Consider the following 14,861-nt stretch of genomic DNA (forward strand, 5'->3'; position numbering starts at 1 on the left):
TCCTCAATGACTCTCGTTCGGCTACAACCGGCGTGAAATCAACTCGGCCACCGCGCGCATCCCGGCGCCGTTGGGATGCAGCGGGGCGGGCCGACCCGGTAGCGGCACACCGGTTCTCACCGACTTGACCGTCCAAGGCTGGGCCGACCAGGCGTGGTGCTGCCGGCTGGCCGCCGCCGCGCCGACGACCTCGCAGCCCGTCGCCGCGGCCGCGTCGGCCGTGAGTCGTTCGAGGGTGGCGGCCACGTGCCGGCCCAGATCGGCGTCCGCCGCCGACAGCGGGGGCGCCGGCGCGCCCGCGGGCGGCAGCACCGTCAGGTAGTCGACGAAGAACACCCGGGCGTGGGGGGCGCGCTGGCGCAGCGCCCGACCGACCGCGCATAGCGAGTCGAAGACGTCGTCCAGGGCTCGGTCACGCGCCTCACGGTCCAGCAGTTCGCCGATGCGCCGGCCGAGCAGCGGCAGGTGGCGCGCGGCCCGCGGCAGCGAGGCGGCCATCAACAGCGGAATGTATCCGACGTCGTTGCCGCCGACGGTGACCGTGACCAACGTCTCCGAGCCGTCTAGCGCAGCGATTTGGGGTGGCGCGCCGCGCTGGCGATCGGCGAGCACGTGGGCGGTGGTGGCGCCGGAAAAAGTGACGTCCACCAGTTCGAGGCTTAGTCGTTCGGCGACCAGATGCGGATAGTTGCGGGCGGATCGCCCTGCCGCCCAGGGCGCGCCAGCCGCGCGGGGCCGGATACCGGGGCCAGCGGCCATCGAACTGCCCAGTGCCACATACCGTTTCATCGTGGCGGGCTGGATGCCTGCGCCCAGAAGCGTTTCGGGATCCGCCCGGCCCGGCGAGCCAGGTAGCCGGCGGTGACGGCGGCGGCCATCGCGGTGGCCATCGCCGGCGGATCGGCGGCCCGGGTGACTGCAGTGGCCAATAGCACTGCATCGCAACCCAATTCCATCGCCAGTGCGGCGTCGCTAGCGGTACCGATGCCGGCGTCGAGCACCACCGGTACGCCCGCCTGGGCCACGATCATCTCGATATTGTGTGGGTTGATGATGCCCAGGCCCGTACCGATCGGCGAGCCGAGCGGCATCACCGCCACGCAACCGGTGTCCTCCAGCCGACGGGCCAGCACCGGGTCGTCGTTGGTGTAGGGCAGGACCACGAACCCGTCGTCGACCAATTGCTCTGCCGCCCGAACCAATTCGACGGCATCGGGCAACAGGGTCCGCTCGTCGGCAATCACCTCCAGCTTGATCCAGTTGGTGTTCAGCGCCTCGCGGGCTAGCTGCGCGGTCAGTACCGCCTCGGCCGCGCTTCGGCAGCCCGCGGTGTTGGGCAGCGGCGTGATGCCCAGCCGGTTGAGCAGGTCGAGCATCCCGGTGCCGCCCTCGGCGTCGACCCGGCGCATCGCGACGGTGGTCAGTTCGGTGCCCGACGCGATCAGCGCCTCTTCCAGCACCGCCAGGTTGGTGGCTCCGCCGGTGCCCATGATGAGCCGCGAGGCGAAGCTGCGGTCGCCGATAGTGAGTTTCGCGTCAACCACCTTGCACCGCCGTCACCACCTCGAGTCGCGCACCGTCGAAAAGCTCTGTTGTCCAGTGCGATCGGGGAAGCACGGACAAGTCCAGTGCCACCGCGATGCCCCGGTCCGGAAAACCTAACGACGCCAGCAGGGCGGCGACGGTGGTCTGCTCATCCACCTCGACCTGTTTCTCGTTGACAACCACGATCATCAGTACGCTCCGACCGGGAGAAGTTCGGACACAATCTGTTCGGCCGTCCAGGGCGCCAACAGAAAGCCGGATCGCCCGTGGCCGGCGGCGACCAGGGTACGTTCGTCCAGGCGTTGCACGAGCGGTAGGTTGTCGGGTGTCATCGGGCGCAGCCCGGCGGCGCACTCAGCCAGCTCGTACTCACCCAGCGCCGGCAGCACCGCGCACGCGTCGTCGAGCAGGTCACGCACTCCCGAGACCACCGGGGCGGTGTCGCGGCCGTGTTCGTACTGGGTGGCACCGACGACGACCCCGTCCGCGCGCGGGACCAAGTACACCTGCCGCCCATGCACTCGCGCACGAATCACCCTCTGCGGCAGCGGCATACAACCCTTTCGCCAGCGCAGCCGCAGCACCTCGCCCTTCACCGGACGCACGGGCAGGCCAGGCCACAGTGCGGGGGCGTCAATGCCGTTGGCGATCACCACCGCGTCGCCCTCGACGCGGGATAGGTCGTTCACCGTTGCCGCCCAATGGATTCCGAGCCGCTCGCAGTCCGCGGACAGCGCGTCGAGCACCGCGCGGTTGTCCACCGCCAGCTCGGTGGGCGCCCGAAAGCCGTGCCGGATGCCCCGTGCCAACAGGGGTTCGACGTCACGGGCGGCCGACTCCCAGACCACCGCGTGTCCCTGCGCGGACAACCAGTCCGCAACGGTACGCAGATCGGCGACGTCGGCCCGGTCGACGGCCACCACCAGCGACTCGCGCGCGGTGACCACCTGCGGCGGCAGCCCGTCCAGAAACCCGCCCTCGCGCCACAGCCGCAGGGACTCGATGCCCAGCCGCAACAACCGTTCCTCGCCGGGCCAGCCTTCGCTGTGCGGGGCCAGCATGCCGCCGGCGACCCAGGACGCGCCCCGCTCGCCGGTGCGGTGCACCCGCACGGACCATCCGGCTTGCGCCGCCCGGCGCGCCACCGACAGCCCGATGACACCGCCGCCAATAACGGCTAAAGACTGCATCCTCTGCTCCCTTCGCCGGCATGACCCGGATCAGGTTCGACGGTAAGGGCAGGCGCGCCCACTCTCAGTCCCCGCTCGCTAGGACTCCCGTGCTCTACAAACTCTTCGGAGTCCACGCTAGCGCGATAACGTCGGGATGTGCACCAGCCTGGTTCCCGACTCGCCACCCTTCTCACCAAGACAAGGCTCTATCTGTGCACCGACGCGCGGCGCGAGCGGGGCGACTTGGCGCAGTTCGCCGAGGCCGCGCTGGCAGGCGGAGTGGACATCATCCAGCTGCGCGACAAGGGTTCGGCCGGTGAGCAGCGGTTCGGCCCGCTCGAGGCACGCGACGAGCTGGCCGCATGCGAGATCCTCGCCGACGCGGCCCGCCGGCACGGCGCCCTGTTTGCGGTCAACGACCGCGCCGACATCGCCCGGGTGGCGGGCGCCGACGTGCTGCACCTGGGTCAAGGCGATCTGCCGCTGGATGCGGCGCGCGAGATCGTCGGGCCGGCCACGCTGATCGGGCTGTCCACCCACGACGCCGCGCAGGCGGCCTTGGCCGCCAAGAGGGTCGCCGCGGGTGCCGCCGACTATTTCTGCGTCGGTCCCTGCTGGCCCACCCCGACCAAGCCGGGCCGCGCGGCGCCGGGCCTGCAGCTGGTACGCGCCGTCTCTCAATTCGGGGCCGAACTCGATGGCGACAAACCGTGGTTCGCGATCGGTGGCATCGACGCCCGGCGGCTGCCCGACGTCCTGGCTGCCGGTGCCCGCCGGGTCGTCGTGGTGCGGGCGATCACCGCGGCCGAGGACCCACGGGCCGCGGCCGAACAGCTCAGTTCAGCGCTTGCAGCAGCGAGTTGATCCGGGGACTCAGCTGCGACGGCGCCTGATCCGCGTCACCCGGCATGCACCAGATGAAAACCCCGGCCTCGATCTCCATGGTCCGCGGCAGCCGCAGGCGGCGTTCGTCGCCGTGGCCCAACGGCACGGTCGCCGGGGCCGTGCGCAGCCGTTGCCAGCTGGCCGCGAACCCGGGATGCAGCGGCAGGGCGGCCACTTCGTCCTCACCGACCCAGCGCAGCTCGGCGCTTTCCCGGTTGGGCACGGTGTGCAGCAGCTCAGCGGCATCGGCGACGACCGTGGTGTAGGTCCAATGGGTGCCGCCGATCCCGGCGACTTCCGCGGTGATCACCGTCGCCCGCACCGCAAGCCGTTCGGCCGGCAGCCCGGCCTCTTCGCGCGCTTCGCGGACCGCGGTCTCCTCCGCGGACTCGTGACTGTCCCGGGCGCCCCCCGGTAAAGCCCACGTGTCGCCCTGATGGCTCCACACCGCGCGGTGCTGCAATAGCACCGCGGGGGTTCCGTCGGGCCGCGGAGCCCGCAACAGCAGACCGGCCGCGCCATACCGGCCCCAATAGTGCGCGCCGCTGTCGGACACCACCCATCCGTCCCCGTCGCCATGCACGCGTTCAGGATATGCAGTCCAATTACGTCCGCCTCCCCCCATCCGGCCGAACATGCTCTTAGAATTCGCTTATAGAGTTTGGGGAGATGGCGAAAAGACGCTGAAAGAATGGGGTCCGAGCAGACGTGACGGTTGAGCTGGCGCACCCGTCGACCGAGCCGCTGGGGTCGCGGTCACCGGCCGAACCCGCCCATCCCCGTTGGTGGTTCATCTCCACGACCCCAGGCCGCATCCTGACCATCGGGATCGTGCTGGCATGCCTCGGCGTTGCCAGCGCGTTCGCCACCTCAACGACCATCAATCACCGGCAGCAAGTGCTGAGCACGGTGCTCAACCACACCGAGCCGCTGTCGTTCGCGGCCGGACGCCTGTACACCACGCTGTCGGTGGCCGACGCCGCGGCCGCCACCGCGTTCATCGCCCAAGCGGAACCGCGCGGGGTCCGGCTGCGCTACGAGGAGGCCATCACCGACGCTGCCGTTGCCGTGACGCGGGCGTCGAGCGGGCTGACCGACCAACCGCTGGTGGAATTGCTCGGCCGGATCAACGCCGAACTGGCGGTCTACACCGGGTTGATCGAGGTCGCGCGGACCAACAACCGCGAAGGCAACCCGGTCGGGTCGTCCTACCTGTCGGAGGCATCGGGACTGATGCAATCGACGATCCTGCCCGACGCGAAACTGCTCTACAAGGCGACGTCGGAGCGGGTGGACTCGGAAACCACTGCGTCCACGCAGATCCCGGCTCCGGTGATCCTGGTCGTCTCGGCCACCGTGGTCTTCGGCGCGTTCTCCCATCGCTGGCTGGCCCGGCACACCAGGCGCCGGATCAATCCCGGGCTTGTCGTGGGCGCGCTCGGTATTCTCGTCATGATGGTGTGGGTCGGGACGGCGCTGACCATTTCGACGACCGCCAGCCGCAGCGCCAAGGACACCGCGGCGGACTCACTCAAGATCGTCACCAACGTCGAGATCACCGCCCAGCAGGCGCGAGCCGACGAGACGTTGTCGCTGATCCGGCGCGGCGACGAGGAGATTCGCAAGCAGTCCTTCTATCAGCGCATCGACATGATGCACGAACAGATCGACCGATACATGGCCCGGCCCGATGCCGTCGACAAGGGCGACCTGCAGGGCGCCGACCAGCTGCTGGTCCGCTGGCGGCAGGCCAACGACCGGATCAACTCCTACATCTCGGTCGGCAACTACCGGGCCGCCACCGAGGTTGCGCTGGGCAGCGGTGAGAACGACTCCACCCCCGCCTTCGACAAGCTCGACGAATCGTTGGTCAAGGTCATGGACCAAAGCCGCACCCACCTGCGCAACGACGTCCTCAACGCGCGAAGCGGGCTGTCCGGCGCCCAGATCGGCGGCGTGGTACTCAGCCTGGGCGCCGCCATCGCGGTGGCGCTGGGCCTGTGGCCCCGGCTGAAGGAGTATCGATGAAGATCCGGCCGACCCGCCGGCACGGCATCCGGCGAGCGTGCGCTGTGCTCGCTGTGCTCGCCGCGTCGATCGTGCTGGCAGGGTGCGGCCACACCGAATCCCTGAAGGTGGCGGCGATCCCGACCCTGCCACAGCCCACACCCGTCGGCATGGACCAGATGCCACCGGAGCCCCCGCTGCCCCCGGACGACGCCAGCAGTGACTGCAACCTGACCGCCAGCCTGCGGCCCTTCGGAACGACGGCCGAGGCCGACGCCGCGGTGGCCGACATCCGCGCCCGCGGCAGGCTGATCGTCGGGCTCGACATCGGCAGCAACCTATTCAGCTTTCGCGACCCGATCACCGGCGAGATCACCGGGTTCGACGTCGACATTGCCGGCGAGATCGCTCGTGACATCTTCGGCAGCCCAACCCACGTCGAGTACCGGATCCTGTCAGCCGAGGAGCGCGTCACCGCGCTGCAGAAGTCTGAGGTCGACGTTGTCGTCAAGACCATGACCATCACCTGCGACCGGCGAAAGCTGGTGAATTTCTCCACCGTCTACCTCGACGCCAACCAGCGCATCCTCGCCCCGCGCGACTCGTCGATCGCGAAGGTGGCAGACCTGTCCGGCAAGCGAGTCTGCGTGGCGAGGGGAACCACCTCGCTGCACCGGATCCGGCAGATCGCGCCGCCGCCACTCATCGTGTCGGTGGTGAACTGGGCCGACTGCCTGGTGGCAATGCAGCAACGTGAGATCGACGCCGTCAGCACCGACGACTCGATACTGGCCGGGCTGGTCGAAGAAGACCCTTATTTGCACATCGTCGGGCCCAATATGGCCAGCCAGCCTTACGGCGTCGGGGTCAACCTCAACAACCCCGGGCTGGTCAGGTTCGTCAACGGCACGCTGGAGCGCATCCGCCGGGACGGTACGTGGAACACGTTGTACCGCAAGTGGTTGACGGTGCTCGGCCCAGCGCCCGCCCCGCCGATGCCGAGGTATCTGGACTGATGGCCGAACACCTCGAACCTGCCTCCGACGACTCCGGAGACATGGGCCCCGCCACCCAGCGGGCCGACCCACCGTCGGGCGCGACGGGAGTGCGCCTGCAGTCCACCGAGGCGGTCTTCCGGCCCGATTTCGACGACGACGACGACTTTCCGCACATCTCCATCCCCAGCGCGGATGCCGAGCCGCAAGACCGCATGACGCCGGCCACGCGGGTGCTCCCGCCGGTCAGGCAGCTCGGCGGCGGCCTCGTGGAGATTCCACGCGTGCCGGACACCGACCCGCTCGAAGCGCTGATGACCAATCCGGTGGTGCCGGAGTCCAAGCGGTTCTGCTGGAACTGCGGACGGCCGGTCGGGCGGTCTGACCCGGAGGGCAAAGGCTCGGAGGGCAAAGAGACGGAAGGCAAAGAGACGGAAGGCAAAGGGGCTGAAGGTTCCAAGGAGGGCTGGTGCCCGTATTGCGGCAGTCCGTACACGTTCCTGCCCCAACTGCGTGCCGGAGACATCGTCGCCGGCCAGTACGAGGTCAAGGGCTGCATCGCGCACGGTGGTCTGGGCTGGGTCTATCTGGCGGTCGACCACAACGTCAACGACCGCCCGGTGGTGCTCAAAGGCCTGGTGCACTCCGGTGACGCCGAGGCGCAGGCGATCGCGATGGCCGAGCGGCAGTTCCTCGCCGAGGTGGTGCACCCGCAGATCGTGCAGATCTTCAACTTCGTCGAGCACACCGACCGGCATGGGGATCCGGTCGGCTACATCGTCATGGAGTACATCGGCGGGCAATCGCTGAAGCGAAGCTCCAAAAAGGGCGTCAGGAAAGGCGGAGCCGAGAAGTTGCCGGTCGCCGAGGCGATCGCCTACCTGCTGGAAATCCTGCCCGCGCTGAGCTATCTGCATTCCATCGGCCTGGTCTACAACGACCTGAAGCCGGAGAACATCATGCTCACCGAAGAACAGCTCAAGCTGATCGACCTGGGCGCGGTGTCGCGCGTCAATTCCTTCGGCTACCTCTACGGCACACCCGGCTACCAGGCGCCGGAAATCGTCCGGACCGGCCCGACGGTGGCCACCGACATCTACACCGTGGGGCGCACGCTCGCCGCGCTCACGTTGAACCTGCGCACCCGCAATGGGCGCTACGTGGACGGGTTGCCCGAAGACGATCCGGTGCTGGCCACCTACGACTCTTTCGGCCGTCTGCTGCGCCGCGCGATCGACCCCGACCCGCGGCGACGGTTCACCTCCGCCGACGAGATATCCGCGCAGTTGATGGGCGTGCTGCGCGAGGTGGTCGCCCAGGACACCGAGGTACCGCGGCCCGGGCTGTCGACGCTGTTCAGCCCAAGCCGATCGACCTTCGGGGTGGACCTGCTGGTCGCGCACACTGACGTGTACCTGGACGGCCAGGTGCACTCGGAAAAGCTGACCGGCAGGGAAATCGTCACCGCACTGTCGGTGCCGCTGGTCGATCAGGCCGACGTCGCCGCCCCCGTGCTGCAGGCGACGGTGCTCTCCCAGCCGGTGCAGACGCTGGACTCCCTGCGCGCGGCCCGCCACGGCACCCTGGACGCCAAGGGCGTCGACTTGTCCGAGTCGGCCGAGCTGCCGCTGATGGAAGTCCGCGCCCTGCTGGACCTGGGCGATGTGGCCAAGGCCAGCCGCAAACTCGACGACCTGGCCGAGCGGGTCGGCTGGAGATGGCGGTTGGTCTGGTACAAGGCCGTCGCCGAGCTGCTCACCGGCGACTACGACTCGGCCATCAAACATTTCACCGAGGTGCTGGACACCTTTCCCGGCGAGCTGGCACCGAAACTGGCGCTTGCCGCGACCGCCGAACTGGCCGGCGAGAGCGACGAGCAGAAGTTCTACCAGACGGTGTGGCGAACCAACGACGGCGTGATCTCGGCGGCCTTCGGGCTGGCCAGATCGCAGTCGGCCGGAGGCGATCGAACCGGCGCGGTGCGCACGCTCGACGAAGTGCCCCCTACCTCGCGCCATTTCACCACCGCGCGCCTGACCAGTGCGGTGACCCTGCTCTCCGGCCGCTCAACGAGCGAGATCACCGAGGAGCAGATCCGGGACGCCGCCCGGCGAGTGGAGGCGCTGCCGCCGACCGAACCCCGCGTGCTGCAGATCCGCGCCCTAGTGCTGGGTGGCGCGATGGACTGGCTGGAGGCCAACCACGAGGCCAGCACCAACCACATCCTCGGGTTCCCGTTCACCAAACACGGACTGCGGCTGGGCGTGGAGGCCTCGCTGCGCACCCTGGCCCGGGTAGCGCCCACCCAACGGCACCGCTACACCCTGGTGGACATGGCCAACACGGTGCGGCCCACCAGCACGTTCTAGGCTTTGCGCTTTCGCGCTGGCTGCATCGAGTGTGCGTACAGGGCGGAAAAATCGCCTAGATCCCGCCCTGCGCGCACACTCGAATCCCTGAACGCACACTCGATGCAGCCAGCGCCGCCCAGACCCGGCGCACGATATCGGCAGGGTGGTCCCCGGCGACGACCCGGACGACGATCCATCCCATCCGCTCCAGCATCTCCAGGCGCCGGATGTCTTTGACGTATTGCCGGCGGTCGATCCGATGATGTTCGCCGTCATATTCGACAGCCACCATGTGCTCCTCCCAACCCAGGTCGAGGTAGGCAACGGGCAGGCCGTCCGCGTCCAGCACCGGTATCTGCGTGCGCGGCCGAGGAAGACCAGCCTCGATGAGCAGAAGCCGCAGGTAGCTCTCCCTGGGAGACTCCGCACCCGGGTCGACCAGCTCGAGCACGGTCTCCAATTGCCGGAGTCCAGGCGCACCGGGATGGCACTTGGCGACACGCAAAACGTTGTCGACCTTGACACTCGCTGCGCGCGCGAGCGCGTCCAACTGGGCGACCGCCGAGCGGATGCTCGCGTGCCGGCCGATGTCGAAGGCGGTGCGTTCTGGCGTGGTGACCGCACGGCCCGCCACGATCTGCGTTTCGCCATCGATCAACAGGTTGCGGCGCGTCAGCACACCCCGCGGCGCGCGGGGGTTGACGTGTATCAGCTCGATCGGGACGTCATCAGCGACCCACTTGGCCCCGTGTAATGCGGCGGCCGCCGCTCCAGCGACCGTCGCTGCGCGGCCGGACCACAGCCAGGCGCCGACGATGCGCTGTTCGAGGGAGGGTTGGATCCGCTTGGGTAGGTAGACATTCGGGAATATGGCGCGATACTGCGTCCGCAATTGATGCCGGCTCAACGCCCTACGGGCCAGTGCCTCGCTCCCGATGAACGGTTCACCCGGATCCACCACGCGGGCAACAATCCCACGTCTGCGGTGGACGTGGTTCCGGGTCTGCACAGGGTGCGGCCCACCAGCACGCTTTAGTTTTTGCGTCGGGTGTGCGTGCAGGGCGGAAAAATCGCCTAGGTATCACCCTGGGCGCACACTGGAAGCCCTGAGCGCACACTCGATGCGGCCGCCGTTCACCGCCTGACCAGGCACGCAAGGAAATCGCAAGGAACCTCAGCCACAGTTAACGCATGGCGGGGGAATCCACGCAGTGGATCAGCACTGCCCGCGTGCTGCGGCGGGCCGGGTTCGGAGTGACCGGTCCCGAGGTCGACGCTGCGCTCACCCGGGACTGGCCGGCCTACGTCGACGCCATGCTGGGTGCCGACCCCGACCTCGACGCGGGCGCGGTCGCCACCCCGATGCCCACCTTCCCGTCGCCGCGCGCCCCGGGTAAAGGCGCGACACAGGCAGCACGCAAGGAGTTCGGCCGCCAGTTGGCCGAGCAAGAGGGCGTGCTGTCGGGCTGGTGGCTGCGGCGCATGGTCGCCGTCGGGCAACCGGTCCACGAAAAGCTGACCCTGTTGTGGCACAACCACTTTGCCACCTCCGCGCAGAAGGTCCGGGCCGCCTCGCACATGGCCGCGCAGAATCAAAAGCTGCGCACCCTTTCGCTGGGAGATTTCCGTACCCTCGCGTACTCGATGCTCACGGACGCAGCGATGCTGCGCTGGCTGGACGGGCAATCCAATACCGCCAAGGCCCCCAACGAAAACCTGGCTCGCGAATTCATGGAGCTGTTCGCGCTCGGCCACGGCAACGGCTACACCGAGGACGACGTACGCGCCGGGGCCCGAGCCCTGACGGGATGGGTCATCGGCACCGACGACAAGACCTCCGTGATTCCCAAACGCCACGACGGCACGGCCAAGACGCTGTTCGGCGTGACCCGCAATTTCGACGCCGCCGGGTTCTGCGACGCCGTACTGGCTCAGCCCAAGTCGGCGCAATACGTCGCGGGACGGTTGTGGCAGCAATTAGCCTCCGACGAACCGCCGTCGCCTCAGGCGCTCGACAGGCTCGTCTCCGCCTACGGTCCGCGTCGCGACCTGCGGGCACTGACCCGCGCGATCCTCACCGACGACGAGTTCACCGGCAGCCGCGCCAACAAGGTCAACACCCCGGTCGAATGGCTGGTCGGAGCGCTGCGCTCGCTGCGGGTGCCGCTGGACCAGCCCGCGCAGCTGAAAATGGCCGAGGCGACGTTGCGGGCACTGGGGCAGCGGCCGTTCTACCCGCCCAGCGTCGGCGGCTGGCCCCTCGGCCAGGTGTGGCTGTCCACCGCCAGCGCCGAGGCCCGGTTGCGCGCCACGAGCCGGATGGCACGCACCGGCGACCTGTCCGGTATCGAGGACGCCGCCCCCGGTGACCGCATCGACGCCGTCGGTTATCTGATCGGCATCGGATCCTGGTCGGACCGGACCGCCAACGCGCTGCGACCGCTGGTGCGCACACCGCCGCAGCTGGTCGCGGCGGCCGTCAACACGCCCGAATACCTGGCGTCATGATGCCCGAAATCAACCGCCGCAGATTCCTGATCGCCAGCGCGGGCGCCGGCGCGGCCGGCCTCCTGTCCGGGACCGTGGCCCTTAGTTGGCCCGACCTGATGCGCGCCGCCCAAGACCGGCCGCTGGCCGAGGGCGCCGGTGTGCTGGTGATCGTCACCCTCTACGGCGGCAACGACGGGATCAACACCCTGATCCCCTACGCCGACAACGCTTATCACGATGCCCGGCCCGAGCTTGCCTATGCCCCCGGCGATGTCCTGCACCTGGACTCCGAGCTTGGACTCAACCCGGGAATGAAGGGCCTGGCCCAACTGTGGGGCCAACGGCGTCTCGCCGTCGTGCGCGGCGTGGGCTATCCCCAGCCCGACCACAGCCACTTCCGGTCGATGGACATCTGGCAGACGGCATCACCGGCCGAGCCCGTCTCCACCGGCTGGATCGGCCGCTGGCTCGACGCCACCGGCGACGATCCCCTGCGCGCGGTCAACATCGGGCCGGTGCTGCCGTCGCTTGCAGTCGGCGAAAAGTACACGGCTGCAGCGCTTTCCCCCAATCAGGCGCAGGCCGAGCGCGCGGACAGGTTCGATACCATCATGGACGCGCTCGGCACCGACGACCCCACCGACACCCCAGCGATGGCAGCGGTGTGCAAGGCCTATCGCGCCGCACGCACCACCAACGCGAGGTTCGTATCGGTCAAATCGACTGCCAACGAGCACAACTCGTTGGCCACCCAGCTGTCCATGGTGGCCAATGCGGTGAAGGCCCGCGTCCCGACGCGGGTGTACACGGCGCAACTGGGCGGATTCGACACGCACGCCAACGAACGCGAAACCCAGCAGCGCCTGCTGCAGACCCTCGACGAAGCCGTGACCCCATTCCTCCAGCAGATGGCCGGCGATCCCTACGGCAAAAACGTCGTGCTGATCACGTATTCGGAATTTGGACGACGGGTGCGCGCCAACGCCTCCCAAGGCACCGACCACGGCACCGCCGGTCCCGTCTTCGTGGCGGGTGCGCCGGTTAAGGGCGGCTTCTACGGCGACGAACCCAGCCTGAAAAACCTGGACAACGGAGACCTGAAATTCACCACCGACTTTCGCGACGTCTACTACGAGCTGCTGTCGCGCACCGTCGGGACCGATCCCACACCGTCGGTCGGGACCGGCCGTACCAGCCTGGGCTTCCTATAGACCGAGCACATTGATGCAGTCGCGGGCGATGGCCAGCTCTTCGTTGGTCGGGACCACCAGCACGACAACCGCTGAGTCGTCGGCAGAGATCCTGCGGGCACTGCGCCCTTGGGCGAGGTTGCGATCGTCGTCGAGCACGATGCCCAGCTCTTCCATCCCGGCCACCGCATCCCTGCGCACTGCCGTGGCATTCTCGCCGATCCCGGCGGTGAAGCTCACCACGTCGGTGTGTCCCAGCACTGCCAAGTAGGCTCCGATGTACTTGCGCAACCGGTGAATGAACACGTCGTAGGCCAATTTTGCTGCGCTGTCGCCTGATTCGATCATCTGGTGCAGCCGACGGAAATCACGCTCCCCGGCCAGGCCCAACACCCCCGACTTGTGGTTGAGCATGGACTCGATCTCGTCCACGCCCATCTTGGCGGAGCGCCACAGGTAACTGACGACACTGGGGTCTATGTCACCGCTGCGGGTGCCCATCACCAGGCCCTCCAGCGGCGTCAAACCCATCGACGTGTCGACCGGGTGGCCGCCGGCGATCGCCGAAGCCGAGGCACCGTTACCCAGATGCAGCACAATCTGATTCAGGTCCTCCACCGGCGTATCCAGGAACGCCGCGGCCTGCTGGCTGACGTACTGGTGCGAGGTGCCGTGGAATCCGTAGCGCCGGATGCGCCATGCCTCGGCCACCTTCCAGTCGATGGCATAAGTCGCCGCCGCGGGTGGTAAGTCGTGAAAGAATGCCGTGTCGAACACCGCGATGTGTGGAATATCGGGCAGCAACCTGCGCGCCACCTCGATTCCCAGCACCGCTGGCGGGTTGTGCAACGGGGCCAGCGACGATAACTCCTTCAGCTTGGCGATCAGTGCCTCGTCGACGAGTGTGGGCCGGTAGAAGTCGTTGCCGCCGTGCACCAGTCGGTGCCCGACGGCCACCAGGCCACAGCTCTTCAGATGAATTCCGGCCTCGGCCAACTGGTCGAATGCCAAGCGCAGCGCCTCGTCGTGGTCGGCGACCCGGGCGTCGCGTTGCAGATGCCGTTCTCCGGTATCCAATTCCGCCGAGGACGCCTGTTCACCGATCCGCTCTACAATGCCGACTGCGCGCGATGCTCCCGAGTCAGGTTCCACCAGTTGGAATTTCAACGACGACGAGCCGGAGTTGATCACCAGCACAACACCGTTGTCAGCCTTCATAGACGCCCTGCGCCTGGATCGCGGTGATGGCGACGGTGTTGACGATGTCCTCGACCAGCGCCCCCCGGGACAGATCGTTCACCGGCTTGCGCAAGCCCTGCAGCACCGGGCCGATCGCGATCGCTCCGGCGCTGCGCTGCACCGCCTTGTATGTGTTGTTGCCGGTGTTCAGGTCGGGAAAGATCAGCACCGTGGCGCGACCGGCGACCACCGAATCATGCGTCTTGGTGGCCGCGACCAACGGGTCGACCGCGGCGTCGTATTGGATGGGGCCTTCCACCAGCAGGTCGGGCGCCCGGCTGCGCACCAACTCCGTTGCCGCCCTGACTTTGTCGACATCGGCGCCGGCGCCGGAGTCGCCGGTGGAATAGGACAGCATGGCCACCCGCGGCTCGATGCCGAACTGTGCGGCGGTGCGTGCCGAGCTGACCGCGATATCGGCGAGCTGTTCGGCGGTCGGGTCGGGGACGATCGCACAGTCGCCGTACACCAGCACCTGATCCGGCAGGCACATCAAGAAGACGCTGGAAACCGCGGATACTCCCGGCGCGGTCCTGATGATTTCGAACGCCGGCCGGACCGTGTGCGCGGTGGTGTGCGTGGCACCGGACACCATGCCGTCGACGATGCCGTTGTACACCAGCATGGTGCCGAAATACGCTAAATCGTGGATGATCTCGCGGGCCTGCTCGACGGTGACACCCTTGTTCTTGCGCAACTCCGCGTACTGTTCGGCGAACTGGTCGGATAACTCGCTGGTGCGTGGGTCGATCACCGCCGCGTCATCCAGGTCGACACCGAGTTCGGCTGCGCGAAAGCGGATCTCAAGCTCGTCGCCGAGGATGGTCAGATCCGCAATCCCGCGCTGCAGCACCCGCCCAGCCGACTTGAGGATGCGATCGTCGCCGCCTTCAGGAAGCACGATGTGCCTGCGATCCGCTCGAGCCTGCGCACGCAGCCGGTAGGTGAACATCTGCGGTGTGGTCACGGTCGGGATCGGGATGGCAA

The 14,861-nt window shown here is 68.0% G+C and carries 14 protein-coding genes and 1 riboswitch; of the genes, 6 read left to right on the forward strand and 8 right to left on the reverse strand.

What is annotated here, in order from left to right:
- Nucleotides 1-21 precede the first annotated feature (21 nt).
- The 4 genes from ACLP9N_RS07545 to thiO form a co-directional block, all read right to left on the reverse strand.
- Nucleotides 22-789 (reverse strand): SGNH/GDSL hydrolase family protein, encoded by a 768-nt coding sequence (locus ACLP9N_RS07545; RefSeq protein ID WP_442406802.1) that lies wholly within the window; start codon nucleotides 787-789, stop codon nucleotides 22-24.
- Nucleotides 786-1,490 carry a thiazole synthase gene (locus ACLP9N_RS07550; protein ID WP_442406813.1) on the reverse strand — a complete coding sequence of 235 codons (705 nt, stop codon included), beginning with the start codon at nucleotides 1,488-1,490 and terminating at the stop codon, nucleotides 786-788. The genes ACLP9N_RS07545 and ACLP9N_RS07550 overlap by 4 nt, the downstream gene beginning before the upstream one ends.
- A gap of 46 nt (nucleotides 1,491-1,536) precedes the next feature.
- A complete protein-coding gene (gene thiS / locus ACLP9N_RS07555) occupies nucleotides 1,537-1,734 on the reverse strand; it encodes a sulfur carrier protein ThiS (protein WP_442406803.1) in 198 nt (65 codons plus the stop codon).
- Nucleotides 1,734-2,735, reverse strand: a complete 1,002-nt coding sequence (thiO, locus tag ACLP9N_RS07560) for a glycine oxidase ThiO (RefSeq protein ID WP_442406804.1) — start codon at nucleotides 2,733-2,735, stop codon at nucleotides 1,734-1,736. The genes thiS and thiO overlap by 1 nt, the downstream gene beginning before the upstream one ends.
- A riboswitch (TPP riboswitch) is annotated at nucleotides 2,726-2,836 on the reverse strand. (Overlaps the previous gene by 10 nt.)
- A 37-nt stretch (nucleotides 2,837-2,873) precedes the next feature.
- Between thiO and thiE the strand changes: the two genes are divergently transcribed.
- A complete protein-coding gene (thiE, locus tag ACLP9N_RS07565) occupies nucleotides 2,874-3,581 on the forward strand; it encodes a thiamine phosphate synthase (protein WP_442406805.1) in 708 nt (235 codons plus the stop codon).
- Here thiE and ACLP9N_RS07570 read toward each other — a convergent pair.
- Nucleotides 3,553-4,185: an NUDIX hydrolase gene (locus ACLP9N_RS07570; RefSeq protein ID WP_442406806.1), complete on the reverse strand. Its 633-nt coding sequence runs from the start codon at nucleotides 4,183-4,185 to the stop codon at nucleotides 3,553-3,555. The genes thiE and ACLP9N_RS07570 overlap by 29 nt on opposite strands.
- Nucleotides 4,186-4,310: 125 nt before the next feature.
- On the opposite strand from ACLP9N_RS07570, the gene glnX reads away from it, so the two are divergent.
- From glnX to ACLP9N_RS07585, 3 genes are read left to right on the forward strand one after another with little or no spacing between them, the layout of a single operon-like run.
- Entirely contained in the window at nucleotides 4,311-5,630 is a 1,320-nt protein-coding gene (gene glnX / locus ACLP9N_RS07575) for a protein kinase G-activating protein GlnX (RefSeq protein ID WP_442406807.1), read from the forward strand.
- Complete coding sequence (locus ACLP9N_RS07580) at nucleotides 5,627-6,625, forward strand: glutamate ABC transporter substrate-binding protein (protein ID WP_442406808.1); 999 nt, start codon at nucleotides 5,627-5,629, stop codon at nucleotides 6,623-6,625. Before glnX ends, ACLP9N_RS07580 begins: the two co-directional genes overlap by 4 nt.
- Before the next feature lie 41 nt (nucleotides 6,626-6,666).
- On the forward strand, nucleotides 6,667-8,973 hold the full coding sequence (locus ACLP9N_RS07585; RefSeq protein WP_442406814.1) for a serine/threonine-protein kinase PknG: 2,307 nt from the start codon (nucleotides 6,667-6,669) through the stop codon (nucleotides 8,971-8,973).
- Between the two features lie 55 nt (nucleotides 8,974-9,028).
- Here the strand turns inward: ACLP9N_RS07585 and ACLP9N_RS07590 are convergent, their stop codons facing one another.
- A complete protein-coding gene (locus ACLP9N_RS07590) occupies nucleotides 9,029-9,913 on the reverse strand; it encodes an endonuclease domain-containing protein (RefSeq protein ID WP_442406815.1) in 885 nt (294 codons plus the stop codon).
- Between the two features lie 233 nt (nucleotides 9,914-10,146).
- Between ACLP9N_RS07590 and ACLP9N_RS07595 the strand changes: the two genes are divergently transcribed.
- Nucleotides 10,147-11,463, forward strand: coding sequence for a DUF1800 domain-containing protein (locus ACLP9N_RS07595; protein ID WP_442406809.1), 1,317 nt, complete (start codon nucleotides 10,147-10,149; stop codon nucleotides 11,461-11,463).
- Entirely contained in the window at nucleotides 11,463-12,656 is a 1,194-nt protein-coding gene (locus tag ACLP9N_RS07600; RefSeq protein WP_442406816.1) for a DUF1501 domain-containing protein, read from the forward strand. The genes ACLP9N_RS07595 and ACLP9N_RS07600 overlap by 1 nt, the downstream gene beginning before the upstream one ends.
- On the opposite strand, the gene ACLP9N_RS07605 is transcribed toward ACLP9N_RS07600, so the two are convergent.
- Both ACLP9N_RS07605 and pta read right to left on the reverse strand, forming a co-directional pair.
- A complete protein-coding gene (locus ACLP9N_RS07605) occupies nucleotides 12,651-13,853 on the reverse strand; it encodes an acetate kinase (protein ID WP_442406810.1) in 1,203 nt (400 codons plus the stop codon). The genes ACLP9N_RS07600 and ACLP9N_RS07605 overlap by 6 nt on opposite strands.
- The coding region (gene pta / locus ACLP9N_RS07610) for a phosphate acetyltransferase (protein WP_442406811.1) at nucleotides 13,843-14,861 on the reverse strand (1,019 nt) is incomplete at its 5' end. The genes ACLP9N_RS07605 and pta, both read right to left, overlap by 11 nt.

This window comes from Mycobacterium sp., assembly GCF_052144515.1.
Classification (GTDB): domain Bacteria; phylum Actinomycetota; class Actinomycetes; order Mycobacteriales; family Mycobacteriaceae; genus Mycobacterium.

Bases quoted from the DNA above. Each gene is read 5' to 3' on its own strand.
- ACLP9N_RS07545 (WP_442406802.1), bottom strand. From the start codon at position 789: ATGAAACGGTATGTGGCACTGGGCAGTTCGATGGCCGCTGGCCCCGGT.
- ACLP9N_RS07550 (WP_442406813.1), bottom strand. From the start codon at position 1,490: ATGGGCACCGGCGGAGCCACCAACCTGGCGGTGCTGGAAGAGGCGCTG.
- thiS (WP_442406803.1), bottom strand. From the start codon at position 1,734: ATGATCGTGGTTGTCAACGAGAAACAGGTCGAGGTGGATGAGCAGACC.
- thiO (WP_442406804.1), bottom strand. From the start codon at position 2,735: ATGCAGTCTTTAGCCGTTATTGGCGGCGGTGTCATCGGGCTGTCGGTG.
- ACLP9N_RS07580 (WP_442406808.1), top strand. From the start codon at position 5,627: ATGAAGATCCGGCCGACCCGCCGGCACGGCATCCGGCGAGCGTGCGCT.
- ACLP9N_RS07585 (WP_442406814.1), top strand. From the start codon at position 6,667: ATGGGCCCCGCCACCCAGCGGGCCGACCCACCGTCGGGCGCGACGGGA.
- ACLP9N_RS07595 (WP_442406809.1), top strand. From the start codon at position 10,147: ATGGCGGGGGAATCCACGCAGTGGATCAGCACTGCCCGCGTGCTGCGG.
- ACLP9N_RS07600 (WP_442406816.1), top strand. From the start codon at position 11,463: ATGCCCGAAATCAACCGCCGCAGATTCCTGATCGCCAGCGCGGGCGCC.
- ACLP9N_RS07605 (WP_442406810.1), bottom strand. From the start codon at position 13,853: ATGAAGGCTGACAACGGTGTTGTGCTGGTGATCAACTCCGGCTCGTCG.